The 26715-nt window shown below is 60.3% G+C and carries 15 protein-coding genes; 5 read left to right on the top strand and 10 right to left on the bottom strand.

The annotated features are described in order from the left end of the window. Window positions 1-2 precede the first annotated feature (2 nt). Genes hemC through OHL13_RS10235 form a run of 3 tightly spaced genes read right to left on the bottom strand, consistent with a single transcriptional unit; the run spans window position 3 to window position 3012 of the window. Window positions 3-941 (bottom strand): hydroxymethylbilane synthase, encoded by a 939-nt coding sequence (gene hemC / locus OHL13_RS10225; RefSeq protein WP_263410025.1) that lies wholly within the window; start codon window positions 939-941, stop codon window positions 3-5. After that, on the bottom strand, window positions 938-2203 hold the full coding sequence (gene hemA, locus OHL13_RS10230) for a glutamyl-tRNA reductase (RefSeq protein WP_263410026.1): 1266 nt from the start codon (window positions 2201-2203) through the stop codon (window positions 938-940). The genes hemC and hemA overlap by 4 nt, the downstream gene beginning before the upstream one ends. Then, window positions 2200-3012 (bottom strand): cytochrome C assembly family protein, encoded by an 813-nt coding sequence (locus tag OHL13_RS10235; RefSeq protein WP_263410027.1) that lies wholly within the window; start codon window positions 3010-3012, stop codon window positions 2200-2202. The genes hemA and OHL13_RS10235 overlap by 4 nt, the downstream gene beginning before the upstream one ends. 141 nt (window positions 3013-3153) lie before the next feature. On the opposite strand from OHL13_RS10235, the gene OHL13_RS10240 reads away from it, so the two are divergent. The 4 genes from OHL13_RS10240 (at window position 3154) to OHL13_RS10255 (ending at window position 10023) form a co-directional block, all read left to right on the top strand. Then, window positions 3154-4527, top strand: coding sequence for an MATE family efflux transporter (locus OHL13_RS10240; protein ID WP_263410028.1), 1374 nt, complete (start codon window positions 3154-3156; stop codon window positions 4525-4527). 72 nt (window positions 4528-4599) lie between these two features. After that, window positions 4600-7224 carry a DNA mismatch repair protein MutS gene (mutS, locus tag OHL13_RS10245; RefSeq protein WP_263411644.1) on the top strand — a complete coding sequence of 875 codons (2625 nt, stop codon included), beginning with the start codon at window positions 4600-4602 and terminating at the stop codon, window positions 7222-7224. A gap of 14 nt (window positions 7225-7238) precedes the next feature. After that, window positions 7239-8447, top strand: coding sequence for an anhydro-N-acetylmuramic acid kinase (locus tag OHL13_RS10250; RefSeq protein WP_263410029.1), 1209 nt, complete (start codon window positions 7239-7241; stop codon window positions 8445-8447). 25 nt (window positions 8448-8472) lie between these two features. Then, window positions 8473-10023: an ABC transporter substrate-binding protein gene (locus OHL13_RS10255; protein WP_263410030.1), complete on the top strand. Its 1551-nt coding sequence runs from the start codon at window positions 8473-8475 to the stop codon at window positions 10021-10023. Window positions 10024-10031: 8 nt separating this feature from the next. On the opposite strand, the gene OHL13_RS10260 is transcribed toward OHL13_RS10255, so the two are convergent. The 7 genes from OHL13_RS10260 to OHL13_RS10290 form a co-directional block, all read right to left on the bottom strand. Beyond that, on the bottom strand, window positions 10032-10586 hold the full coding sequence (locus OHL13_RS10260) for a porin family protein (protein ID WP_263410031.1): 555 nt from the start codon (window positions 10584-10586) through the stop codon (window positions 10032-10034). A 1-nt stretch (window position 10587) separates the two neighbouring features. After that, window positions 10588-15657 (bottom strand): Ig-like domain repeat protein, encoded by a 5070-nt coding sequence (locus OHL13_RS10265; RefSeq protein ID WP_263410032.1) that lies wholly within the window; start codon window positions 15655-15657, stop codon window positions 10588-10590. 250 nt (window positions 15658-15907) lie between these two features. Beyond that, window positions 15908-17218 carry a glucoamylase family protein gene (locus tag OHL13_RS10270; protein WP_263410033.1) on the bottom strand — a complete coding sequence of 437 codons (1311 nt, stop codon included), beginning with the start codon at window positions 17216-17218 and terminating at the stop codon, window positions 15908-15910. Continuing rightward, window positions 17215-18738: a GH39 family glycosyl hydrolase gene (locus OHL13_RS10275; protein ID WP_263410034.1), complete on the bottom strand. Its 1524-nt coding sequence runs from the start codon at window positions 18736-18738 to the stop codon at window positions 17215-17217. The genes OHL13_RS10270 and OHL13_RS10275 overlap by 4 nt, the downstream gene beginning before the upstream one ends. Before the next feature lie 76 nt (window positions 18739-18814). Beyond that, entirely contained in the window at window positions 18815-22246 is a 3432-nt protein-coding gene (locus OHL13_RS10280) for a TonB-dependent receptor (RefSeq protein WP_263410035.1), read from the bottom strand. 261 nt (window positions 22247-22507) lie between these two features. Next, window positions 22508-23056, bottom strand: a complete 549-nt coding sequence (lepB, locus tag OHL13_RS10285; protein ID WP_263410036.1) for a signal peptidase I — start codon at window positions 23054-23056, stop codon at window positions 22508-22510. 39 nt (window positions 23057-23095) lie between these two features. Continuing rightward, the gene (locus tag OHL13_RS10290; RefSeq protein ID WP_263410037.1) at window positions 23096-23968 is read right to left on the bottom strand and encodes a serine hydrolase; all 873 of its coding nucleotides are present in this window, start codon (window positions 23966-23968) and stop codon (window positions 23096-23098) included. A gap of 245 nt (window positions 23969-24213) precedes the next feature. On the opposite strand from OHL13_RS10290, the gene OHL13_RS10295 reads away from it, so the two are divergent. Then, window positions 24214-26676, top strand: a complete 2463-nt coding sequence (locus tag OHL13_RS10295) for an SLBB domain-containing protein (RefSeq protein ID WP_263410038.1) — start codon at window positions 24214-24216, stop codon at window positions 26674-26676. Window positions 26677-26715 lie beyond the last annotated feature (39 nt).

The raw sequence follows: 26715 nt of genomic DNA on the forward strand, positions 1-26715 counted from the left end.
CCTTAAACCTCAGGATGCAGAAGCTCATGGGCTCCACGACGCTGCAGTTCCCCGGCAACAAATTCGCCAAAGCTCTGCGGCGTGTCGTCGTCTTCCGGCGCGAGCGAGAGCTGCACCATCTGCTCGCCGTCTTCAGCCACCACGCAGGCCAGCATGCGGCGGAACCTGCCTTCACCAGCGCAGTGCGCTCCAATCGGCACGCTGCAACCACCGCCCAGCGCAGCCAGAACGGCCCGCTCGGCGTCCACGCACCAGGCTGTCGCCTCGCAATGCAGCACGCGGACAGCTTCCCGCACGGCAGCATCTCCAGAGCGGATTTCAATCCCCAGTGCGCCTTGTCCCGGGGCGGGACAGATGTCCTCCGGGTCAAAACGCTGGCGAATCCAGTCCGGAGGCATGCTCAGCTTCTCCGGCCCCAGACGGTCAAGCCCGGCTGCTGCCAGAATCAGGGCATCGCACTGGCCCTCACTCAGCTTGCGAAGACGGGTATCGATATTGCCGCGAATGGCCACAAACTGGAAGTCCGGACGGTGCGCCAGCAGCTGCGCGATACGCCGCGGGCTGGTGGTGCCAATGCGAGCTCCAATGGGCAGCGTGTGCATCAACAACCACTCCGGACAGATCAGGGCATCACGCGCGTCGGCACGCTCGGGAATCGCCCCCAATTCAAAGGTCGGATTCAACTCCGTCGGCAGATCCTTCAGCGAGTGCACCGCCAGGTCGATCCTGCCCTCGGCCAGAGCTTCTTCGATCTCCTTGGTGAAGATGCCCTTGCCGTCAACGCCCGTTGGAGGAACAAAAGCGGGGTCCTGCATGCGGTCGCCAGTGGTCTTGATGATCTCAATCGAAACTTCATGGCCATGCGTACGCAGCAGGCAGGCAACATGCTCTGCCTGCCAAAGCGCAAGCGCAGAACCGCGGGAGCCGATGCGAAGGTTCACTTGGAATCTCCTTCTTCGTTAGGTCCAAAGGCGCGGCGAAGTGCATCCAGAGCCTCGGCATCGCCCTCGCGTGCCGCCTCGCGCACACCAGCCATGGGACCGTGCAAAAATTTGTTCATCAGGCCGCGAGTCAACGCCTCCACCGCCTGCTGCTGCTCCGGCGTAAGGCCGGTCAGCTTGGATTGTATGCGGCGCAACTCCGCCTCACGCATCGCCTCGGCCGACATCTGCATGGCGCGAATCGCCGGCACGGCATCCAGTGTCTGCAGACGCTGCTCATAGCGGTCTACCTCGCGGGCCACGATGCGCTCCGCAGCCTGCGCTTCCTTACTGCGCTCCGCCATGTTGGCGGCGGCTACCTGCTGCAGGTCGTCAATGTCATAGACGAATGCACCATCCACCTGGTTCATCGCCGGCTCCACATCGCGCGGCACGGCAATGTCGATAAAGAACATTGGCCTGCCCCTGCGCCGTGACAGCAGGTCGCGCCCCATCTTCACGGTGAAGACGGCATCCTGCGATCCCGTGGAGGTCACAACGATATCTGCCTGATGAGCCTGCGCGGCCAGCGACTCAAAGTCCATCACCGCACCATGAAATTCCTGCGCGATGCGCTCCGCCCGGCTACGCGTGCGGTTGGCCACGAACAGGTTGCCGGCCCCCTGTGCGATCAGGTGCCGTGCCGCCAGCTCGCTCATCTTGCCCGCTCCCACCAGCAGCACCGTCTTGCCCTTTAGAGAGCCGAAGATCTTCTGCGCCAGGTCTACCGCGACCGAAGCAATCGAGACCGAGGACGAGCCGATCTGCGTCTCACGACGGACCTTGCGGGCAACGGTGAACGCACGCTGCAGCAGCGGCTCCAGGGTGGCCTGCACCGCGCCAATCTCCCGGGCAACGGTATAGCTTTCCTTCACCTGGCCAAGAATCTGTGGCTCGCCCACCACCATCGAGTCCAGCGACGAGGCCACGCGGAACAGGTGCCGCACCGCCTCGCGCTCCGAATATTCATAAAGGTGAGGCTCAATATCCTGCGTCGGCACAGAGAAATACTCGGCCAGAAAGCGGCGCAGGTCCGCCGTATCCTCATGCAGCGTCACCAGCTCCACGCGGTTACAGGTGGAAAGAATCATGCTCTCGCGCACGCCGGGCTGATGCAGCAGCGACCGCGTCGCATCCGCCAGTTGCCCAGTCGGAATCGCAAGGCGCTCGCGCACCTCGATCGGGGCCGTATTGTGATTCACACCCAGCAGCGCCAGCTTCATGTGGTGAACCTGTGCACGTTCGAGAACTGGTTGGCTACCCACACCGCAACCATCACAAGGAAGACGAAGCTGGACAGATAGACCGCGCGCCGTCCGCGCAGACCCGAGATGCGCCGGATCTGGATCATCAGCACGTAGGCGATCCACATGCCGAAGCTCAACAGGACTTTCGGATCGGCAAAGTACGCTGGTCCCACCGTCTCCTGCGCCACGACCGAGCCGATCAGCAGCCCGGCGGTCATGCAGGGCAGACCAAACAGCAGCGACCTCAGTGCGATCTGGTCCATGGTTTCGAGCGGCGGCAGCCATCCGGCCAGCGAGCCCAGCCCCTTGGTCTTGAGGTGGCGTTCCTGGATCAGGTAAAGCACGCTGGCGACCAGCGAGATCAGCATGGCGGCGTAAGCGGCAAGAATCAGAAGAACATGCAGCCAGATCCAGCCGCTGCGCACCAGCGCGGACTCCGCAAAATGCTGCCCCGGCACGAACCCGGCTACCAGCGCCAGGGTGAAAGCGATAGGCAGGGCAAAAACCCCGAGCTGCAGCGTACGGTAACGCCAGTATGCCAGCAGAAACGCTCCGGCGATCAGCATAGCCAGCAGCGACTGCACCTCGCGCGCCTCCACCGGAACCCGGTGATGGGCCGCGTTCAGCGTCTCCGACAGAGCCACGAACTGGAAAAGAACCCCGGCAACGGTCGCCGGCAGAGCGATATGCCGCCAGCGCGGCCGCTCGTACAGCGCGGCAGGCAACACAGCCAGGCTGGCGATGCTATACAGAACAACCGCGACCCTGAGCCAGAGCAATGACATAGCGATTTTTAAGTATATAAGGTCGCCCAACGGCTTTTTCTTTCATCAGCTTAGCCCCGTCCGGATACCGCCCGGAACGATTTGCCGTCCCTTCACTGCACAAGAGCAGATTCAATGACTTGATACCGATAGAATCGCCGGATGCGCAGTTGGAAGCAGGACCTGTGGAGCATGGTGAAGCTGGCGACGCCCGTCGTCCTGGCCGAACTGGGCTGGATGCTGCAGGGCATCGTGGACGTCATCATGGTGGGCCGCCTTGGGCCTGTCGGCATCGGGGCCGTCGCTCTGGGAAACGCGCTCTATTATGCGCCCTCCATCTTCGGCATCGGCCTCATCCTCGGCCTGGACACCGTGGTCGCCCAGGCCTTCGGTCGCAAGGACTTCGACGACTGCCATCGCTGGCTGGCGCAGGGCGTCTACATCGCCATCGCGGCCACGCCGCTGCTCATGCTCCCGGTCTGGATTCTCGGCCATATGGTCGGACGCTTCGGCGTTGCGCCGTCCCTGGTGGAACCGACAACCCAGTACGTCGGCGTGCTGATCTGGGGCACCCTGCCGCTGCTGCTCTATGCCGCATCCCGCCGTTACCTGCAGGCCGTGGGACAAAGCCGTGTCGTCACACTTACGTACATTGTCGCCAACCTGGTGAACTGGGGCGGCAACTGGGCGCTGATCTACGGCCACTTCGGTCTGCCGGCCATGGGCGTGCGCGGATCGGCGCTCTCTACCGTCATTTCCCGCATCATCATGGCCTCCATGCTCCTCGGCTTTGTCTGGCGCTACGAGCGCAAGCGCGGGCATCCGCTCTTTGCGCGCTGGGCCAGGCCGCACTGGCAGCAGATCCGCCACCTGATCCACCTGGGCCTGCCCGCAGCCCTGCAGATCCTGCTGGAGATCGGCGCCTTCGGCACTGCCACCGTACTGGCCGGAAAGGTCTCCCCCGTCGCCCTGGCCGCCCACCAGATCGCGCTGAACTATGCCGCGCTGGCCTATATGGTGCCTCTTGGTATCTCCGCAGCAGCCTCGGTCGCCGTAGGCCACGCCGTGGGGGCGAAAGAGTTGTCCCGCGCCCGTAGCGACGGATGGATAGCCATGGCAATGGGAACGGCCTTCATGGCCATCGTCGCGGTGGTCTTTATCCTGCTGCCCCGCCCACTCATCGCGCTCTACACCACGGACGCCACCGTGCTGCGGGAAGGCGCGCGCCTGCTGTGGCTGGCTGCGGCCTTTGCTGTCTTTGACGCCATACAAACCATCGGCACCGGAGCCCTGCGCGGCCTTGGGCTCACGCGTATCCCCATGCTCAGCAACCTGTTCGGCTACTGGGCCTTTGGCCTGCCACTGGGGATTGCGCTCTGCTTCTGGAAAGGCTGGGGCGTCCTGGGCATCTGGATCGGCCTGACCGCCGCGCTGATCGTCATTGCCGGAGCCCTGTTCGTTTACTGGCGCAACCGTGCCGATGCGCTGGTGCGCGGTGAATTCACCGCCAACCCCGCGCCAGCCGGGTCCCACTGATTCCACCCCGGAAATGCACAGGGCTGGGCAAGTATCCTGAAGGCTCCGGTGAGCGAGACGACACAGAGCACGATGACCCCTTTCATGCGGCAGTACACCGCCGCACAGCAGGCACATCCGGACTGCCTGATCTTCTTCCGCATGGGCGATTTCTACGAGCTGTTCTACGACGACGCTATCAAGGTCTCGCGCGAGCTGCAGCTTACCCTTACCGCCCGCGACAAGCAGAGAACACAGCCCATGTGCGGCGTTCCTTACCATGCCGCCGAAACCTATATTCAGCGCCTGCTGCGCAAGGGCTATCGCATTGCCCTGTGCGAGCAGATGGAAGACCCCAAGGCGGCCAAAGGCATCGTCCGCCGCGAAGTCGTCCGCGTGCTGACTCCGGGCACGGCGCTTGACCCCTCGCTTGGCTCGGCTGAAAACAACTTCCTCGCCAGCCTTGCACCCGTTGGTAAAGATGCCTTCGGCGTCGCCGCGCTCGACCTCTCGACCGGCGACTTCCGCGCGACGGAATTCCGTGGCTCCGATTCCCTGCTGCTCGCGCTCGATGAATTGGCCCGCCTGCGCCCGGTGGAGCTGGTACTACCCGAAGGCTTCCATCCCGGCAAGGCGGGTCTGCTGGCCGAAGACGAAGCCGACCTTCCCGGCCTCGAGGTTCGCACACGCACCCCGGTCGAAGACTGGGTCTTCACAAGCGATTACTCCCTGCCGCTGCTGCAGAACCACTTCCATGCCCACTCGCTGGATGGCTATGGTCTGGCCGGGCACACCGCCGCCGCCGTGGCCGCCGGTGCGTTGCTGCATTATGTTCGCAGCACCAAGCAGGGCGAACTGCAACACCTGGACGGCCTGAAGTACTACCAGCGCGGCAGCTCCCTCGAACTCGACACCGTCTCCGTCCGCAACCTCGAGCTGGTCGATCCGCTGTGGACGCAGGAAGGCATCGAAAGCACGCTTTTCCACGCGCTGGACGCCTGCTCCACGCCGATGGGCAAGCGCCTTCTGCGTGCCAGCCTGCTGCGCCCCATGGCCGACGCCGTGGCGATCAATCGCCGCCTTGACGCCGTTGGCGAAGCTGTCAGCTCCCTCCGCCTGCGCGAGCAACTGCGCCGCGCTCTGGATGAGGTGCTCGACCTAGAACGCCTGCTGGCTCGCGTCTCCATGGACTCTGCCGGACCGCGCGACCTGCTTGCACTCGGTCGCACGCTGGGTGCGTTGCCCACGGTTCTGGCCGAGGCTGCGGCCTTCCACACCGAAGGCTGGCAAACGCTGGTGCAGAGCTTTGACGCACTGACCGACATCTACGCGGCCATATCCAACACCATCGCGGACGAGCCTCCGGTCACACTGGCCGACGGCAACTTTATCCGCGCAGGCAAAGACGCCGAGCTCGATGAGTTGCGCGGCCTCTCGCAGTCCGGCCGCCAATCCATTGCCGCCATTGAAGAGCGCGAACGCGAACGTACCGGTATCGGCTCCCTTAAGGTGCGCTACAACTCGGTCTTCGGCTATTACATTGAGATCACCAAGTCGAACCTGGCCAACGTGCCTGCCGACTACGAGCGCAAGCAAACGCTGGTCAACGCCGAGCGCTTCACCACGCCCGAGCTGAAGGAATACGAAACCAAGATTCTTACGGCGCATGAACGCTCGGTCGAGATCGAGAAGCGTATCTTTGCCGAACTGCGTGTGACCGTGCTTGCCGCCGCACACAGGCTGAAAGAAACCGCACGCCGCGTCGCCGAGATGGACCTGATGGCCAGCTTCGCTCACCTGGCCGCTCTGCGCAACTACGTTCGCCCCCAGATTGAGGCCGAAGGCAGCCTGTATGAGGTCGTCAACGGACGCCATCCTGTGGTCGAGCGGCGTCTTGAGCTTGCAGGCAGCGGACGCTTCCATCCGAACTCTCTGCATCTCAATGGCGCGGAAGGCCCGTCGCTGCTGCTGATCACAGGACCAAACATGGGTGGCAAGTCGACGTATCTGCGTCAGGCGGCGCTGCTGGTCATCATGGCGCAGATGGGCTGCTTTGTTCCGGCGGAGAGAATGCACCTCTCGCTGGTCGACCGCGTGTATACCCGCATCGGCGCAAGTGACAACGTCTCGCGCGGGCGCTCCACCTTCATGGTGGAGATGACGGAGACTGCCGCCATTCTGAATACTGCTACCGCACGCTCGCTGGTGCTGCTGGACGAGATGGGCCGTGGCACCGCCACCTACGACGGCCTTTCACTGGCATGGGCGACAGTCGAGCATCTGCATAACCGCATCGGCGCACGCACGCTCTTTGCCACGCACTATCATGAGCTCACACTGTTGGGCGAGCAGCTCACCCGGCTCGAAAACCTGCGTGTCGCCTGCAAGGAAACATCCACCGGTATCGTCTTTCTGCACGCCGTCGAACGCGGACCTGCGAGCAAGAGCTACGGCATCGAGGTGGCACGCCTCGCCGGCCTGCCGCAAACCGTGATCGACCGCGCCCGCGATGTGCTTCGGCTACATGAAAAGGCCGAAACAGCCTCCGTCCGCGGGGCGTCGCCTGCACCGCAACAGGCATCGCTGCAGATGACCATCTTCACGCCGCTCTCGCAGAAGATTGTCGACCGCCTGCAGGAGACCGACATCAACTCCCTGACACCGATGCAGGCGCTGCAACTGCTCGACGAGTTGAAACGAGAACTGGAGGGACAGTGAGAAATTTACCCCGGGTGCCCCACCCTCGCAACGCCAGGGTGGGTTCGGAACCACAACCCCTCAACGTAGCCGGCGTCATGTCCGGCACCTCGGCCGACGGCGTCGACGTCGCCATTGTTCGCATCACGCCGGGCAAAGCAGCTCCAAAGCTCAAGCTTCTCGCACACAAGAGCTTCCCTTACGCAAAACCGTTACGCTCCGCAGTGCTCGCGGCCATGGACGCTCAGTCCATCTCCGCCGCAGAGATGGCACGCCTGCACTGGCGTCTGGGCGAGGTCTATGCAGAATGCATCGCGGAGACGCTGGCAGAGAACAAACTCAAAGCCTCGCTCGTTGGCGTCCACGGTCAGACGGTCTATCACCAGGGCGTGCCGGAAAAATATCTGGGCACGCCGCTGCGCTGCACCTGGCAGTTCGGCGAAGCCAGCTGCCTTGCCGAACGCTTACGTCTTCCCATCGTCAGCGACTTCCGCCCTGCGGACATGGCCGCAGGAGGCCACGCTGCTCCGCTGGTGCCGATGCTCGACTACACACTCTTCGCGCACGCGAAACGCAATCGCATCCTGCAGAACCTTGGCGGCATCGCCAACCTCTCGGCTATCCCCGCCGGTTCTGATGCAGGCAAGCTGCTTGCCTTCGACACCGGCCCGGCCAACATGGTCGTGGACGCTCTCATGCAGCGGCTCTTCCAGAAGAAGTATGACCGCAACGGAGCCACCGCGAAGCGTGGCATCGTACTGCAGCCCGTGGTCAATGCGCTGATGCGTGACGCTTACTACGCAGCCGCTCCGCCGAAGTCCACCGGGCGCGAGCAGTACGGCATCGTCTTCGTCGACAAGCTGATGAAGCTTGCAGGCAAGGCGCGCAGCGAGGACATCATCGCCACTGCCACCGCTCTCACAGCCGAAACCATCGCGCATGCCTACCGCACCTTTGTATGGCCTCACCTCGGCACCAACGCTCCGCTGGCCACAGGCACGGACTACATCGCCGCCGGCGGCGGAGCGAAGAACGCCACGCTGATGCGCATGCTGCGCGAACGGCTGGAACCTCTGGGCATCACCTTCGCCGCCATTGAAGACTTCGGCCTGCCCGCCGAAGCCAAGGAGGCAGCCGCCTTCGCTCTGCTGGCATGGCTCACATGGCACCATCTGCCAGGCAACGTGCCCTCCGCCACTGGAGCATCGCGTCCGGTCATCCTCGGCAGGATCACGCATGTTTAGCAAGCCAAAGATCCGCTTTTTTGGTTTGTCATTCCGTAGCGCAGCGAAGGAATCTGCCTTTCTCGTTCTCGCAGCACTGCTACCTCTCACCGGCTGTCACTCGAAGCCGGAACCCAACACCGTTGTCATGGTCATCGAGTCCAGCCCCAATAACCTTGACCTGCGCATCGGCACCGATGCACAGTCCGAACGCATTGGTGCTCTGATCTTCGATCCGCTGGTGCGCAAGGACGACCACTTCAACCCGCAACCATGGATCGCCGAGAGCTGGCAGCAGCCCGAGCCCACGCGCATGGTCTTCCACATCCGCCACGGCGTCACCTTTCACGACGGCCGCCCGCTGCAGGCCGAGGATGTGGCCTACACCATCCGCTCGCTGCAGGATGGCTCTCTTGTCACCAGCAAGGGCGCAAGTCTGAACTCCATCACCAGTGTCGAAACACCGGATGATTACACGCTGGTGATGCATCTGAAACAGCCTGACGCCTCGCTGCTCTTCAATCTCTCAGACGGACTCTTCGGCATCGTGCCGCGCGGCAGTGGTAAAGAACTGGGCAACGCACCCATCGGCAGCGGTCCCTTCCGCTTCATCTCGCAGGTAGTGGATAAAGACGTCGTCCTCGAACGAAATCCGCAGAGCTGGTCCGGCGTGCCGAAGCTTGAACGCATCCGCTTCGCCGTGATTCCGGATGCCGTCACCACAGCGCTCGAACTGCGCAAAGGCTCCGCCGACATCGCCTCCAATGTCATCACGCAGGACATGGTATGGGCGATGCGCAACGAGAAGAACATCGTCATCGACGTCGGTCCCGGCTCCATCCTCAACTACATCAACTTCAACTGCACGGACCCCCTGTTGAAGCGTCGCGAAGTCCGGCAGGCCATTGCCCTCGCCATTGACCGCGCACCCGTCATCCACGCGCTCTTCCGCGATCACGCTCGTCCCGCTGCATCCCTTCTACCGAATGGACACTGGGCGCAGGCCACAGCAACCGAGCTACCCGACTTCAGCTTCAATCCAGACCGCGCACGCAGGCTGCTGGACTCCGCAGGCTTCCCTGCCAAGGCCGACGGTACACGCCTTACGCTGACGATGAAGACCTCGACCGACGAGACAACGCGTCTGCTCGCGGCTATTCTGCAGCAGCAGCTACGTGGTGTGGGGATTGACCTTCAACTGCGTTCGAATGAGTTCGGCACCTTCTACGCGGATGTGACCAAGGGAGCGTTCCAGATCTATGGCCTGCGCTGGATCGGATCAAACGAAGACCCCGACATCTTCCGCTACACTGCATCGACGAAGAGCTTCCCTCCCAAGGGAGCCAATCGCGGCCACTACAGCAACCCCGCAGTCGACGCGCTTATCGCCAGCGCCGCCATTGAGCCCGACCAGGCAAAGCGCCGTGTCCTCTATGTGCGCATCCAGCAAATCCTGGCCGAAGACGCCGCGGGCGTGAACCTCTGGTACCTGGACAACACCGTCATCCATTCACGCCGTGTGACCAATATCCATCCCAACCCATCGGCCAGCTATGACTTCCTGCGCGAAGCAGAGCTTACGCAGGAAGCACGCTAGAGAATGATTTAGCGTTCGGTCATGTACGAGCGTCCCTGCCACAGCTTGAACGTAATGCCCGCGGAAACCCCGTACGGATGCAGTGAGCCGTAGGAGAACTGCGGCCACATCTGGTACTCCACATCCACCAGCTTCACGGCGAACCGCTTATGGTGCCACTCCACGCCGCCGCCCGGAGCAACCACGAAGTAGTTGCCGTTTGCATAGCCAAAGGGAAAGTTGAAGTGCCCTACGCCGACCAGCGCCTTGGCATAGGGGCGCAGGCTGTGTGTCATGACGGTGTAGCGCGGCCCCGCCAGGTACGTTGACTGGTCGCTCCCATTGAAGTCCTTGTTCTGGCGCAGCCAGCGGGCCTCGGCTTCCAGTCCCCAGCGATAGGTCACATTCGCATCCGCCCACAGCGTTACGCCGCCCAGCTTGCGCTTCCCGTAGTCTGAGTCAAACAGGCTGTAGCCGCCACCCACCATCACATGCGGGCCCGGGCCGACTCCCGCAGGAATCGCCTGGGCACCGGCAACAGCACTGCACAGAAAGGCCGCGATCACAGCAATCCAACGCCGCATCTTACTGCCCCACCGTCAGGCTTACATTCACAGCCTCAGTTGCACCGCTCGTCGTTCCCACACCCGTCACCTGGAAGGTGTAGGAGCCGGCAGGCGTCGTATTCACATGCAGCGATCCGCAGCCGGTCGCCGAGCCAATCACGCCGATCATCGCCAGCGCCATCAGCAGACCGCCCAGCATCCGGCGACGCTTGCGCATCCCCAGGCCCAGCACTCCAAGCATGGCAGCACCCGGCCACAGCAGCGTCGCAAGCACCGCCGTATCGTTTCCACGCACACTTGCCTGCGCTCCCGCTCCCAGCGGAGTGCCCGTGTCCACCGTGATCTGTACCTGCTGTGATCCATTGGCCGCCAGCTTGACCGTCGGTGACGAGAAGGTGCAGGTCACAGCAAACGGCAGGCCAGCACAACCAAGGCTCAGCGTATCCGCAAAGCCATTCTTCGAGGCCACGCTCAACGTCACGGTCGTGTGATCACCACTGCTTAGCTTCACCGTAGAGGGCGACAGGGTCAGCGTGAACTGCTCAGCCTGCGCAATCGCAAGCCCGGTTGCCGATGAAATCGAGCCCGCGTACAGTGCGTCGCCACCATAGGTCGCCACCACCTGGTAGCTTCCCGCGGCTGGCGTCAGCGTCAGCGTCGCCAGGCCATTTGCATCCACCCTGGCTGAGCCGAGTACCGATGCACCCGAGGTGAAGGTCACCATACCGGTCGGCAGCACTGGCCCGGTTCCGCGAATCACCGCCACCAGCGTTACCGGATCCCCGGTCTGCGTGGAGTTCTTTGACGCAGTCAGACCGGTGGTCGTAGGCCGCAGCGCAATCTGCTGCGACAGGCTGGCCGTACTGCCCACGTTCAGCGTATCGCCGCTGTACTGCGCTGTAATCGTATGCGTACCGGCCGCCAGCACTGCGCTTGAGAAGCTCGCGTTGCCGTTAGCGTCCAGCGCCGTCGAACCCAGCAGCGATCCGCCGTCCAGGAACGAGATCGACCCGGTCGGCTTGCCATCTACATTGGTTACTTTGGCAGTGAAGACAACCATGTCCGCCGTCAATGCAGGGTTCAGACTGGAGGCAAGAGCCACCTGGCTGTTCTGCCGCACCAGCACCTGCACGGCACCGGAGACAGCGGCCGTATTGTTCGCGTCGCCGGCGTAGCTTACCGTCAGTGTATGGTTGCCAATGGCGAGCGATGAGTTGATGAAGCTGGCGGTGCTAAGATTTGTCAACGTTGCCGTACCCAACGCCTGTGCCCCATCCAGCAGCGTTACCTGGCCTGTCACCGCGCCACCATTGCCAGTCACCTGCACCTGCATGGTGAGTGGCGTTCCATAAACCAGCGTTGAAGCGCTGGGAGTCGCAATGACAGTCGTCGTCGCCGCACGCACGATTTGCTGCACCGCCGCGGAGCTGGCAGCCGCGTTGGCGCTGTCGCCGCTATAGTTGGCCGTAATGCTGTGCGTTCCAACGGAGAGATTGGCCACCGGCAGCACTGCCACCCCGCCCTGCAACTGCACGGTTCCAAGCGGCTGCGAACCATCCCGGAAGGTGATAGCCCCTGTCAGGTTATTGCCACCAGTAACGGTCGCTGTAAAGTTCACCGTGCGTCCGGCAATCGATGGATTGTTATCAGAAGCAATGCCCACCGTAATGGCCTGCAGTACCGTAAGCGAAAGCACGTTGGAGGTGGCTGACTGATACTTCGTGTCGCCCGCATACGTCGCGGTAATTGTATGAACGCCCGGCGGCAGCGTTGAGACCGGCAAGCTTGCGACACCACTACCGCTCAGTGTCGACGAGCCCAGCAACACACCGCCATCCAGGAACTGCACCTGGCCGGTCGGTACGCCGCCGTTGCTGGTCGCTGTTACAGTTAACACCGCCGGCTGTCCGCTGACCACCGGGTTCACGCTGGCCGAGAGCGCCAACCGGCTGGTGGCCTGCTGAATCACCTGGGTAAGCGGATTGGATGTCGCACTACCATTATTCGCATTGCCGGTGTACTCGGCGGTAATCACATGGGAACCAACACTCAGCGTTGAGCTCTGGAATATTCCTCTTCCCGCACCATTCAGTGTCGATGCACCAATCTGCACCCCGTCCGAATAGAGCAGCACCGTGCCCGAGGGAACACCGCCCGAACCTGTCACCACAAAGGAGAAGGTCACCACGCTGCCGGCAATTGCAGGCGAGCCGCTGCTCGTCAGTACAACCGAGGTCGTCGCCTGGCGGACCGTCACCGTAAAGCCGTTCGAAGTACTGGTGTTGTAGTTGGTGCTGCCACCGTAACTGGCCGTCAGCGTATGCGGTCCTACCCCCAGCGCCGTCGTGGTCAACTGCGCCACGCCGTTGGCCGGAACCGTTGCCGTTCCCAGAACAACCGCGCCATCGTAAAAGGTCACCGTTCCGGTCACCGTGCCGCCCGTAGTCTGCGCCGGCGATACCGTTGCCGAGATCGTCAATGACGATCCCGCATCCAGAGTCGTCGAGGTCGCGGAAAGCAGCGTCGTCGTGCCAATCTTGTCCACCGAGTAGCTCAGCGCCGTCGACGTGCTGCCACTGTTATTCGTGTCGCCAGCATAGACAGCTGTCAGCGCGTGCGATCCGCCACCCAGCGCAGAGGTCGTCAGGGTCGCAATGCCGCTGGCATTCAGTGTCCCCGTTCCCAGCGTCGTCGATCCATCCCGGAAGGTCACCGTGCCGGTCACATCCACCTGGCCGCCATTGGTCACCGTCGCTGTCAGTGTCAGCGGCTCTCCAGCTTTGATGGAGGGCGGTGCAGCCGCCAGTGTTGTCGTGCTCGAATCCTTGTTGACCGTCTGCGTCAGCGTGCTGGAAGTTGCGGTCATCGTGTTGGTATCGCCGCTGTAGATGGCCTTGATGCCATGCGATCCGACGGTCAGCGTATCGATCGTCAACTGCGCCACACCCGCGCCGTTCAGTGCCACGATCTGCAGATTGGTCGATCCGTCCTGAAAGGTCACGCTGCCGGTAGGAGTGCCCGCCGAAGTCACCGTCGCCGTGAAGGTTACCTGCTGCTTCACTACGGACGGATTCAGGCTCGACCCCACCGAAACCGTAGCGCCCTGCTTCACCACCTGCGTCAGCGCGGCGGAGACACTGGGATTGTTCGCCGTATCTCCCGCATAGCTGGCCGTAATGGAATGGCTGCCCAGTGTCAGCGTGCTGGTGGAGAACGCCGCGACACCAGCCGCAAGCGTTCCGGTGCCAATCGTGGTGGAACCGTCCTTGAAGGTCACTGTTCCAGTAGGTACATTGCTTCCGCTGCTCTGCACCGTTGCGCGGAAGGTCACCGACGTGCCCACTGCCGACGGATTTGCGCTGGAGGTCAGTGTTGTCGTCGTCGGATCAAGCGTCAACGAGTTGCCACTCAGCGTCAGCAGAGCCGGATCGTTGATGGCTGCTGAATGTACGGCGATGGTTGCTGTAATCGGGCTGCCGACTACTGTCGGAGCAAACTGCGCCCCCACAACGCAACTCGCGGAGGAAGCAAGAACCGTGTTGGTTGCGCAGGTTGTGGTCGTCCCATCCAGCGAAGAGTTCGCATCTGTCTCGACGCTGGTAATCGTCAACGAGCTGTTGCCAGAGTTCTCCACCGTGATGTTCTGCGTCGGTGAGGTACGACCCACACGGATATCCGCAAAGGCCATCTTCGCGGAGTTGGTCGTGATCTTGCGGATACGGTTGTGGAACATATCCGCGATATACAGGTTGCCAAAACCATCCAGCGCCAGGGAGTACGGACCGTAGATCTGCGCAAGATTCGCAGGGCCACCATCACCCACGGCAGACTGTCCACCGTTACCCGCAATCGTCTCTATCACGCCAGTAGCGGCATTGATACGGCGCACACGGTTATTACTGGCGTCGGAGATGAGCAGGTTCCCCGCAGCATCAAACAACAGAGCGGAAGGATAGTTCAGAACTGCGCTCAGCGCCGAACCGCCGTCACCGGAATACCCCGGAGTCGTGCCGCCTGCAACGCGCTGCATGGTGCCGCCGGTAACGCAGCGGATCATGTGATTGTTCTGATCGGCGATGCAGACATGGCCGTCAGCCGCCACCGCAAGCCCCCATGGACCGTTAAGTTGGGCCGAGGTCGCCAGGCCGCCATCACCGCTGTACCCTGCTGCTCCCGTACCCGCAAATGTCGTAATCACGCCGGTTGCCAGATCCAGCTTCCGCACCACGTTGTTGCCGGTGTCGGCAATGTAAAGCACGCCCGCCACGGGATCGACCGCCAGACCGTTCGGTCCGTTCAGCATGGCCGCGGTTCCCTGCCCACCATCGCCCGTATACCCAGGTGCTCCGTTGCCGGCAATCGTCCGGATGATGCCGGTCGACAGGTCGACAACGCGCACGGCATTCACAAAGCTGTCCGCGATATACAAGTTGCCGGCGCCATCCAGCGCCAGGCCGGTCGGGTTATTGAGAGCCGCTCCCGTGGCCAGGCCATTGTCACCCACATACCCGGTCGTCCCATTGCCGGCAATCGTCGAGATAAGCTTCGTCTGCGCATCGACCCGGCGAACGCGGTTGCTCTGCGTGTCTGTGACATACAGGTTGCCCGCCGCATCCACCACCAGCCCCTGCGGCAGGTACAGCGTGGAGGCCGTCGCAGCCATGTTGTCGCCCTGATAGATCCAGTTTCCGTTGCCCACCACCGTGGACATTGTCCCCGGCAGCCATGCCACCAGCGGACCGGAACCTGTACCGCTCAACAGCACACGGCCCATCACCTGGCCGCTCCCGCTTTTCAGCACAATGGCGCCCTGCCGCACACCCGGGGCAGCAGGAGCAAACCTCACCGCAACCGTGCAGCTTTGCCCGGCAACATAACTCAGGCCGGTAGAACAGCTGCCACCCGTAGCCAGGGAAAAATCGTATCCCGAGAGTCCCTGTGTTCCCACAGTGATTCCACTCAACGTGCCATTGGAGGTAATCGGGACCGTGATCGTTTGACTATCATTCCCAGTTCCCGCGGCCACTGCTGAAGGAAACTGGTAGACCTGCGCCAACGAAGAAGCAGCAGTAAACACAAACGGAAGCACGCAGAGGCATTTCCAGAGGGGAGAGAAAGAGCTAAGAGACAGCACGGGGGCCTGACCTCGAGAGAAGCTTCAGCAATTCTGGCCCTCTGCTGCCTGCGCGTCGAAGACGATCGTTCAGCCATCGGTACGGTACACGACACTTAACTCAGGACGCAATTACATAAGGGAACGCGCGGCGAGTGGGAAAGGCTTGCTGAAGTGTTACCTAAAAGATAACACAGGTAACCATACTTTAGTTACCCATTTGGTGTCATCTAGCCGTCAGACCAGCCTTCACCATCGCCAGCCGGATCTCGTCGGCCTGCATAAACGTGGCCCAGATCATCTCGGTCCGCAGGTTTTCCGCCATCAGAACGCCAATTCCCTGGTCGATGCCCAATACGTCCGGATTGAACCAATGCGCAGATGGCCGGAAGGCGTCCGTAAAGCCATACCTGCCCCAGGCGTCCTTGCCATACTTCTGCCGGAGTGACATCAGCACACGCACACAATCCTGCGGAAGAAATGCCACGGAGCCGGCCGTCGCGCATGGCACCACACTGCCGTCAATATGTCCCAACTCCGGCGGACCTCCCCAGGCCTGGTAACCACGCTGCGAGTCGGACGCCGTCACCCCCCAGTAATCCTCGTTGTACCAGTGCTTCATCGACAGGCAGAACGCCTTGTGCGCCTTGGTCGCGGCAATCGAGTTGTCAAAATAGTTGGCGTACTTGTCGCGCACATTGCGAAAGTCGAACCACGCATGTGAAAACTGGTGCGTAAATAAAGGGTCCGGCCCGCTGATGTAGCGGATACCGTCATAGCTGACAATGGGCCGCCGAAAGTACTGCCAGAAAATGCCGTCTACCGGATGAGTGTTCGAGCCGATCGCCAGCAGCACCAGCATCATCAGCTCGCAGTAATGCTGCCAGCGCACGGCCAGGAAGCCGAACTCCGGGGTCCATCCCATGCTGAACTGTGTCTCCTTGTTCAGCATCCACGGAAAATCCACACGGTCGTAGATCTTCGTGGCCAGTTCTGCAATCTGAGCACCGATACCCGGCGTGTTCTTGAAGTATTCGCGCGCCATCAGGGCACCGCACAAGAAGATGCAGGTGTCGATGGACGAGAGCTCGCACTTGAAAAAACGGGCCCCCGTTTCCATATCGTTGTAGTGATAGAAAAAACCGTGCTCGTGCGGCATCTGTTCCCAGTGCCACTGCAGGGTGTGCAGCACACGCTGACGGATGTCGTTGCGCGGCAGATACCCCCGCCAGTCCGCAATGCACAATGCCGTCAGGCCAAAGCCGGTGGCAGCAATGCTTGAAGCGCGGCGTGTCTCTTTGCCATGCGACGAAGGAATCTGCGCCATGGCGCGATCCCTCACCTGGCCAGTCTTTTCGCTTGCCTCGTCCCAGAAGTAGCGGCAGCCCGCCTGTGTCAGCTCCTCCAGAAACGCGTCCTGCGGTGCAGTCAGCTCGCGTTTCCTGGTGCTGCCAAAGGGAAAGGCATGCGCCTCCGTACTCAGTCCCAACCCAGCCGCTCCCGCGGCCACCAGTTTCAGCGCGTCTCTCCGGTTCAACGAATCTCCACCAGCGCCAGGCCGCGCGCCGGGACATGCACCGTCAGCTTGCCATTCTTCACTGCAAGCCTTTCCGGCGCGGCCAGGGCGCCGGCTTTCCTCAGTGCCGCGATCTGTAACCGGGTCGGCGTCGCTGGCCGGCCCATTTCGTCATACGCCTTCACCACGTTGCCGTGATTGGCATCCACACGCCACACGGTCGCCGTGGCTGCCGTTTTGCCCTTCAACTGTACCTCGAAGGTCTTCTCGGCGCCGGCATAGGTTTCCTTTGTATACGATGCTCCGGTTCCTTCCGGCGGTGCGTAATTCCATAACGCAATCTCCAGCGCGCCGGACTTCGTCTTCGTCGCCAGGGCACTCTCGCTGTCCACATCCAGACGACGATCGCCCAGTTTATGCAGAAGAACATACGCATTGAATGCCGGCTTGGGAATACCACGCTCCGCAATCAAACCAAAGCCGCCGTAGAACGGAGTCTTCACCACGCCCTGCTCCTCAAACACATCGGAGAAGGTCCAGTAGCTCATGATGTCCACCATGCCATCGCACTGGCGAATCGTATCAGCCATCCACGGGCCCATGTATACCGAATCGGTCACATTCGGCTCGTTGGCATAACTGGCGTTGTACTCACTCAGGATGAATGGCGTCTGCGGAAACGCCGACGCGGCAATCTCGTCATGCACCTTCTTCACCGACCGGCACACCATGCGGTCACGGGGAATCTGCTCGTCCGTCTTGAAGACATCCTTCGCCGTATCGTTCGCGTAGATGTGGCTGGAGACAAAGTCCACCGGAACCCCGGCTTCCTTGCAGTGCGCCAGGAACTCCGTGGTGAACGCCGCCTGCGCGGTGGAAGGTCCACCAACGCGGAGATGCTCGTTCACCGACTTCAGCGCGCGCACCGTATGGTCATACAGCTCGTAATAGGTAGGCATGGAAGGCTTGCCACCCCAGAAATCAAGGTTCGGTTCGTTCCACACCTCGAAGTACCAGGTAGATACTTCTTCAATGCCATAGCGGTCGACAAGGTGCGTCGCAAACGCCCGCATCATGTCGTCCCATTGCGCGTAGTCCTTAGGTGGAGAGATGTTCTGCTTGTACCAGAAGGCATGAAGCTGGTTCGGATCGGCCGCCATCTTCTTCGGCATAAAGCTCAGTTCGACAAACGGCTTTACTCCCTCATCCAGCAAGCCATCGTAGATCTGGTCCACGTAGGAGAAGTTATAGACCGGCTTGCCCTGCGCGTCGACGTCATACACACCGACCTCGTCCATGAAGATGCCGTGCGGCCGGACGTAGGTAAAACCAGTGGCCTTCTTTACCGTGCGCATGTCCTGCCGGTAGCTGTCGCGCAGCGTAAGGATGGCGCGACCCGAGCCGAACATCTCCTCCCAGAAATGGCGCAACGGCCTTCCCTGCTGATGGGCATCGACAACAACCTGCTCAAAATCCTGCGCAGGCAAAGAGGCTGCGGCAGCAAGAGCAAGAACCGACAGAGATGAGATCCAGCGACGCATACTTCTCCTTACGAAGGTAAGACGTAGAACAGCGCCGCGACGGTAAATACCCGTCGCGGCGTTTCTGCATTGTGGGTTAGAAGTTGAAGCGGCCCGTAAACTCAATCACACGTGCCCCAAGAGCGCTCTGCGCTATGCCGAACTGCGGATTCGACGTAACTCCGTCCGAACTGATGGAGTTTGAGATGCTCGTCGGATTCAGGTTGAGCTTGTTCAGGATGTTGAAGAAATCCGCGCGAATCACGAACTTCGCATTCTCACCCAGAAAGCCCCACTTCGGCAGACCGAAGCCCTTCTGCGCCGCCATATCCAGGTTGAAGTATCCCGGACCGCGCAGGCTGTTGCGGCCCACGCCAGGAGCAGGCGGAATGCCAGACCCTGCCGTGTAGTTCGGAAGGGTGAAGTAATTCAATGCTCCACCGGAATAGTTGCTTCCGTTCCGGAAGGCGTCGTTGCTCTGGCTGCTGCCTGCACCGCCACGGTATCCGCCGGCGCGCAGCGTGCTGTAACCGCTGCCGTTGTACACCACGTTCCCGGCATAGTTGGAGTAGACCGGCTGCCACGGATAACCGCTATGCCAGTTCATAATGCCGCTGAACTCCCAGTTACCCGCAACCTTTTCACGCCAGTTATTGCCACGGAAGAGCACCGGACGGAAGGTACCATACAGCTTCACGTTGTGCTTCACGTCATAATCCGAAGGGCCCGTGGCATAGCGGATATCATACGGATACTCGCCGATAAAATAATCGTTTGAGCCAGTGTCCATCGACTTCGCATAGCGATACTGCGCATCGATATCGAACATGCGCGAGAAGCGGTGATTGATCTCGGCCCATCCGGCGTTGAAGTTCGCATTGGCATCGTTCACGTAGTAATACATGTTCTGGACGCGAGCATTGCGAATGTTGGGATAGTTCCAGTTCAGGTTCAACTGGCGCGTGTAATGCCGCGTGCTGCTTCCCTGATAGCCAAAGGTCGCCACCCAGTTTGCACCCAAATCCTGGCTCACCGTCATGGAGTAGCCATAGGTCACCGGCGTAGGAATAAAGCTCGGGAAGCCTGTCAGCGTCAGAGCGGTTCCCGTCGTTGGCAGACCGTTGGCATCAAAGGTCTGCCGCGCCGCCGGGTTTGAAGGATATCCATCAAACGAGGTCGGGCTGCTGGGCGTCTGGTACAGAATGTCGCCGCAACCCGTACGTGCATTCACATCCGAGCACTGCAGCGTCAGGCTCGTCACCAGCGGAGGATTCGCGCGGCCATTCAGTGTAATGGCCTGCTGCATACGGTTATAGCCAATACCGAAGCCACCGCGAATCACCAGCGGCTTGCTCCACGCCGTCTTCGGCGTAAAGGCGAAGCCAATCTGCGGACCCCAGTTGTTCTTCGAGGCCTGGTACAGATCGCCACCCACGCGAATAGAAGCTCCCGTCAGAAGAGCGCTGCCCTGCCCAAGGACCACGTTGCTGATGTTGCCGTACTTCTCACGCACAGGACTGTAGTACTCCCAGCGCAGACCGGCGTTGATGGTCAGATTCGGCAGCACCTTCCAGTCATCCTGAATAAAGCCTGCCCAGATATTCGAACGAATGTACTTCTTATTCGCTGTCGGCGATCCATTGCGCGGATCGAAGTTACCGGTCTCACGATACGGAACATCGTTGGCCACATCCCACAGGTTACGGAAGAAGTACTGCGGACGGGCAGCGCCGGACTGTACATCGTTGTCCTGCTCCCAGTAGAGATCGGCGCCGGCCTTGATGGTGTGCGACGCTATCGTCTTCGTCATCACATCACGGAAGTTATATGTCGTCTGATAGAAAATGCCCGGTCCCGGAGCCCCTGCTGGCTGGATACCTCCAGTCAGAGTACCTGGTGTGTCCGTCGTCAGCGTGGGCAGCCCCCACGGTTCCTGCGGGTTCGAGGTCAGTTCGTTGAAGTACCAGCGTGTCACATTGCCGCGCGCTTCATTCACCAGCGTCGGGCTGAAGGTATGGTTCCACACCACGGCGGCCGTGTAGTTCAAACGGTTGTTGTTCCACAGGTTCGCAGAACGTACCGGCCCGTTATACGACACCGTGTTCACAGGAACCCAGTACATGGTGTATGTCAGCAGGTCATGCTGCGTAATCTGAGCGTCCGCGCGCCCCTGGAACTGCTGCGCTGTGCTGCGCGTCGGGTTCACGGTCTGTACGTTGAAAATATCCGGAACACCATCAAAGCCGCCGCCAATACCCGGCGTTCCGCTGCTGACATACGTCGGGTCAGGTGTGCCAAGTGCGGTGTTCGTCGGTGATCCCAGGTCAAGACCTCCCGCTACATCGCGGCAGCTGGAGGCGCTCAAGCCGATCGACGCGCAGTTCTGTCCGCTGACCGCGCTGTACGACACACCCATGCCCTGGTAGTTATAGAGTCGCGTGCCGATGCCGTTCGGCTTACGGCTGGCCAGCGTCTGAATAAACTGCGGTGTCTCATACCATCCGTTGCCAAAGCTGGTGCCGTTGTTGCGCAGCGTCTCATACGAAAAGAAGAAGAAGATCTTGTTCTTCCAGATCGGCCCACCCACGCTGCCGCCAAACTGGTTGAAGCGGTTAGCATCACGCTGCACGGGCGAGTTATTGGGCCCGTTGTACTTCTGGTAGGCATTCAAACCCGGGCGGTGCATCTTGAAGAAGCCGCTGCCATGCCAGTCATTCGATCCCCCCTTCGATACGACCTGCACCTGGCCACCGCTATTGTGACCACTCTCCGCGTCATACGGATTGGCAGAGACACGAACCTCTTTCACGCTCTCCTCGTTCGGTGTGATCACCGCGGCGCCACCCCATGCAAGGCTGTTCACGGAGACGCCATCAATCTGCATATTGTTGGAGATATTTCGTGTGCCGTTGGCACTGACCTGCACCTGGTTCTCCGCCTGGAAAACGCTGCTCGTCGTTCCAGCTCCGCCAGGTCCGGCATTGCCAGGAAGATTATTCGCGCCGCCACCGCTGTTGCGAGACGAGTCGCCAAACATGCCTGGAGCAAGCTGCAACAACTGGAACGGATCGCGCCCGTTCGAAGGCAGCGATTGAATCTGTTGCGTGGAGATGGTGCCTCCCACCTGCGCATTCTGCGTATTGATCAGTGGCGTCGCATCGGTCACTTCCACCGTCTCGGTAATGGCGCCGACCTGCATCTTCACATCCAGACCGGTCGTTGTCTCGCCCTGGATCGTGACGTTCGCAAGCTCCTGCTTCACAAAGCCAGTCACCTCAACCGTCATGCTGTAGTTCGAAGGCGCAAGACGCGGAAACGAATAGGTCCCTTCTGCGCTCGATGTCGTCTCCAGCGTACGGTTCGTCGCCTTGTCCACCAGCTTGATCTTTGCATTCGGAATTACCGCGCCATCGGTGTCCGTCACCGTGCCCTGCAGGCCGGCACGATACTGCGCCAGCACCATCACCGGCATTGCAAGCGCGAAGGCTACAAGCGCAGCCGCTCGCACCATCCATTTCAGATTGCTCATCACCTTGCCTCCAAATAGAACCGCACCAGGAGAGCCCGCTTCGTGTCTGGGCTTGGGGAATGAGGTCTCCCCCTGGTCCGTACTGGGTATCCGGAACGCAGACGCACATATGCATCTGGAACCGTTTGCGCGCGTTAACCAGTCGCGACGCAGCCCGGAAACCGGGATGGCAAAAGGATGCAACTTCAGAAGGAAAGGGTTGTCTTTTGGAAAGGGTTGCCTTCGCGTCAAAATACGACGCACAATGTGAGCGGAAATGTTTTAGTGCACGACGCCCAGTTGATCAAAAGGCCAGAAGACCAGCACGGCCTTGCCATAGATGAACTTACGGTCCACAGCGCCAAAGTCACGGCTGTCGCTTGAGACCGAACGATGGTCGCCCATCACCCAGTACTGTCCGGGGTCAATCATCTGTTGTGATAACGAGCGCTCGTCCCGGTAGCGGGCCGGCACATAAGGCTCCGGCACCATGTAGCCATTCACATACACACGCCCATGACGAATCTCAAGCGTGTCGCCCGGCAGCGCAATCACGCGCTTGATGTAGCTCTTCGAAGGGTCGCGCGGATAGTTGAAGACCACCACATCACCGCGATGAATCTGTCCAACACGATATGCAATCTTGTTGATGAACAAGCGGTCCTGGTCTTCGAGCCGTGGCAGCATCGACGTTCCTTCCACCACCACAGGCTGGTAGAGAAAGATGATGATGAACGCCGATATCGCGATCGAAATCATGAAGTCGCGAATCCAGCCCGTTACCTGGCGGGATGACTGCTTCGTCTGGATCGTTTGTTGCTCGTCCTGCATGACCACCTGAAATGTTAGACGGGGAATACTTCTAATCTACTACTTCAGCCCCAATCCCGGTTTCATCTGGCGGCCGTCCAGCCCATCCGGCGACCACTCCTTCACAATCGCCCGTGCAATGTGCGCCACCGTGCTTTCGCCTTCGTTATCCGTCGTCCAGCTCTTGTCCTCATTCTGCCAGGTAAAAATGCTCAGCACGATCGGCCCGGACTTCGCTGCCACAATCGCCACATCATTGCGTACGGCGTTCAGAGACCCTGTTTTGCTGGCAATCGCGGAACCGGCTTCACTCGAATCCAGCGTTTCCAGGTAGCGCGGAATGGTGTTGCGATAGAACTGGCTCCGCAGCATGGTCAACGCCGTCTGGCAGATCGCCTCATCCTGTGGCTGCGCCGGGCCGCCCAGATCGCAGCGGCCAATCTTCTCCATCACCACGGCCATCTCGCGCGCAGTCGTCTTTCCCAGGCCAAACTTCGGCTGATCCGCCGGCATGGGCTCTGTCGCCGGCTTCATCACCTTCTTGTAGAAATGGGTATCCTTCAGCCCCACCGCGGCCATGCGGTCATTCACGGCCTTTACGCCAAAACGGTCAATCGCCAGGTTGGTCGCAGTGTTGTCGCTCAAAATCACCATCAGCGTCAAAACGTCCTTCAGTGTCAGTTCCTTGGGAGCATCCAGAAGCCCCAGTACGCCAGAGCCGCTAACCGCTTCTCCCGGCTTCAGAACAATCTTCTCGTCCCAGTGAGCCTTGCCGTCGCGAATCTGCTCCATCGCCTCATACAGCATCGACAGCTTGATCACCGAGGCCGTCTGCACCGGCTCATTCTCGTCCACCGCAATGACCTTGCCCGTATTTAGCTGCCTGGCATAGACAGCGACCTTGCCATGGTGAGAAGTAATCAAGGCTCTCACCTCCGCCGGTACCTTTTGCTGGGCAAGTCCTATGACGGGCGCGGCAAACAACAGAAACAAATTCAACGCAAAACGGCAACTGGAAACGGGCATAACAACCTCTCTGCTCTGCAGCCAACCTTGAAAACGAATGCTATATGCTAATCCCAACGGTGTTATTGCATATCCTGCCGTTGAGAAACCTTGTGGCCTTCCGCTATTTTATGAATAGAATCTTCGCCTCTCCGGTCGTCCTTACAGCAGTTTTGGCTTGCACTTTTGCTTTACCTTCGCTCGGGCAATCCACTCTTCCTTCAGACCAGTCGGATAACCAGAATGGCTCCAACTCTTCCGGCAATTCGACGTCGGGATCGAGTTATGATTCTGGATCAAGCAACGACCCCTATAGCAGCGGAAATACTTCGGGCATCAACCAAAACGGCATAAACCAGAATGGATCAAACCAGAACAGGACGAACCTGAACGGAACATCGTCTGATTCATTCAATCTGCCCGATATCACCTGGGGTGACACCACGACCTCGACGCAGAACGGTTCCTCAGGACGCACGTCTGACCAGCAGACACCGACCACGAATCTTCGTCCGCTCCAGCCCCAGGTGCCGCCGCCACCGGTTATTACGGATTTTCAACGGATGGTGCAGGCCTCTACAGGCCAGATGCTGCCGATCTTCGGGCAAAACCTCTTCGAATCTCCCTCTACCTTTTCCCCGGTCTCCAATATCCCGGTAACACCGGAATATGTCATCGCTCCCGGAGACGAGGTCATCGTACGCATCTGGGGCTCTATTTCGATTACCCAGAGGATTATCGTTGACCGTGCCGGCGATATCTTTCTTCCCAGGGTCGGAACTCTGCACGTGGCAGGCCTTCGTTATTCCGAGCTTGAGAGTCATCTGAAATCCAGCGTAGACCGTGTGTTCCGCAACTACGAACTCTCCGCCCAGCTCGGCCAGTTGCATGCCATCCAGATTTTTGTTCTGGGCGCGGCAAAACGGCCCGGTGCTTATACCGTTAGTTCCCTTTCAACTCTGGTCAATGCAATCTTTGCATCGGGCGGCCCTTCTTCTGAAGGTTCCATGCGCCGCATCGAGTTGCGCCGCGAAAGCAAGACCGTTTCCTCATTTGATCTTTATGACCTGATCATTAACGGCCATACCAACAATGACAGTCGCCTGCTTCCGGGCGATGTCCTGTACATCCCTCCGGCTGGCCCTCGTGTCGCCTTGTCGGGCAGCGTGAAGGTTCCGGCCATCTATGAAGCCACGGACACTTCTACCCTGCAGCAGGTTCTCGAGTACGCCGGCGGTTTCAATACAACGGCATCCCTGCAGGTCGGAACGCTGGAACGCATCCAGGACCACCGTGAGCGCGTTGTCACCAACCTGTCCTTCACCAGCGCTGGCCTCTCCATTCCGGTTCGTGACGGCGACCTGATTCGTATTCGGACCGTCTCCCGCCGCTACAGTGCCGGAATTACGCTCCGCGGCAACGTAGAAACCCCCGGCCGCTTCGCCTGGCACGAAGGAATGCGGCTGCATGAAATCATTCCGGACCGTGCGTCCCTTCTGACGCCTGACTACTGGCAGCGGAGAACCAAGGAATCTCTTCCGACACCTTTCTTTACTCCCATGGACCAGGTCTCCGCGGGAGATCGCACAGCTTCGTCTGCTGTTCAAAGCTCCTCCAACACATCAGGTACGTCTACCCGGCTTACAGGACGCGAAAACGTAAGCCGGCCGCTGGCACCACTCAATGTCGTCCAGATTCCGGCAGCCGAAATCAATTGGAACTATGCCGTGATCGAGAGAACCGACGCGACGACGCTGAAGCACGAGCTTATCCCCTTCCATCTGGGAAGACTCGTGTTTGATCACAACGACGCAGACGACCTCGAACTGCTTCCGAATGACACCGTCACTATCTTTTCCCAGGCGGACTTTCAGGTACCCATCCTGGATCGCACGAAGTATGTGCGCCTGGAGGGTGAAGTCGTCAATGCTGGAATCTACAGCGTCGAAAAGGGCGAGACTCTTCGCCATCTGCTTATCCGCGTCGGAGGTCTGACTCCCAACGCCTACCTGTACGCCTCGCAACTCAAGCGCGAATCCACACGCTTTCAGCAGCAATCACGCCTTGAGGAGTATTTGTCAAAGCTGCAGATCGAGCAGGAGCATAGCGCCACCAATCGCGCGCTCAGCTCTTCCAATCAAAGCGCAGACGCCCTTCTGCGAACAACACAGCAGAATGTACTCAACCGCATCCGTGATCTGCGCGCCTCCGGTCGGGTCCTGCTTAGCTTCAAGCCCAGTTCTTCGAATCTTGCGGATGTCCCGGATATCCCACTGGAAGATGGTGACGTCTTCACCGTCGCCAACCGCCCTGCGATCATCTCCATCATCGGATCGGTCTATAGCCAGAACTCCGTACTTTACGTGCCCGGAGCAAACGTCAAATACGCTCTCCGCATGGCTGGCGGCCCGGACCGTAACTCGGACAGGAAGCATACCTTCATCATTCGGGCTGACGGAACGGTCACCAGCAAGGACAACCGCAGCTGGGGCGATAACTTCAATTCAGTCAAACTCTACCCCGGAGACACCGTAGTCGTGCCGGAACAGCTCTATCCCACGCCTATCCTCCAACAACTGACATCCATCGCCTCTATCTTTGGACAGATTGGAATTGCCGCCGCCGTAGTGAGATAAGCCCGGGCCGCGCTTTCGCACATGTTTGCGCGGTCCAGC

Origin of the sequence: Terriglobus tenax (genome assembly GCF_025685395.1) — a bacterium.
GTDB classification, from domain to species: domain Bacteria; phylum Acidobacteriota; class Terriglobia; order Terriglobales; family Acidobacteriaceae; genus Terriglobus; species Terriglobus tenax.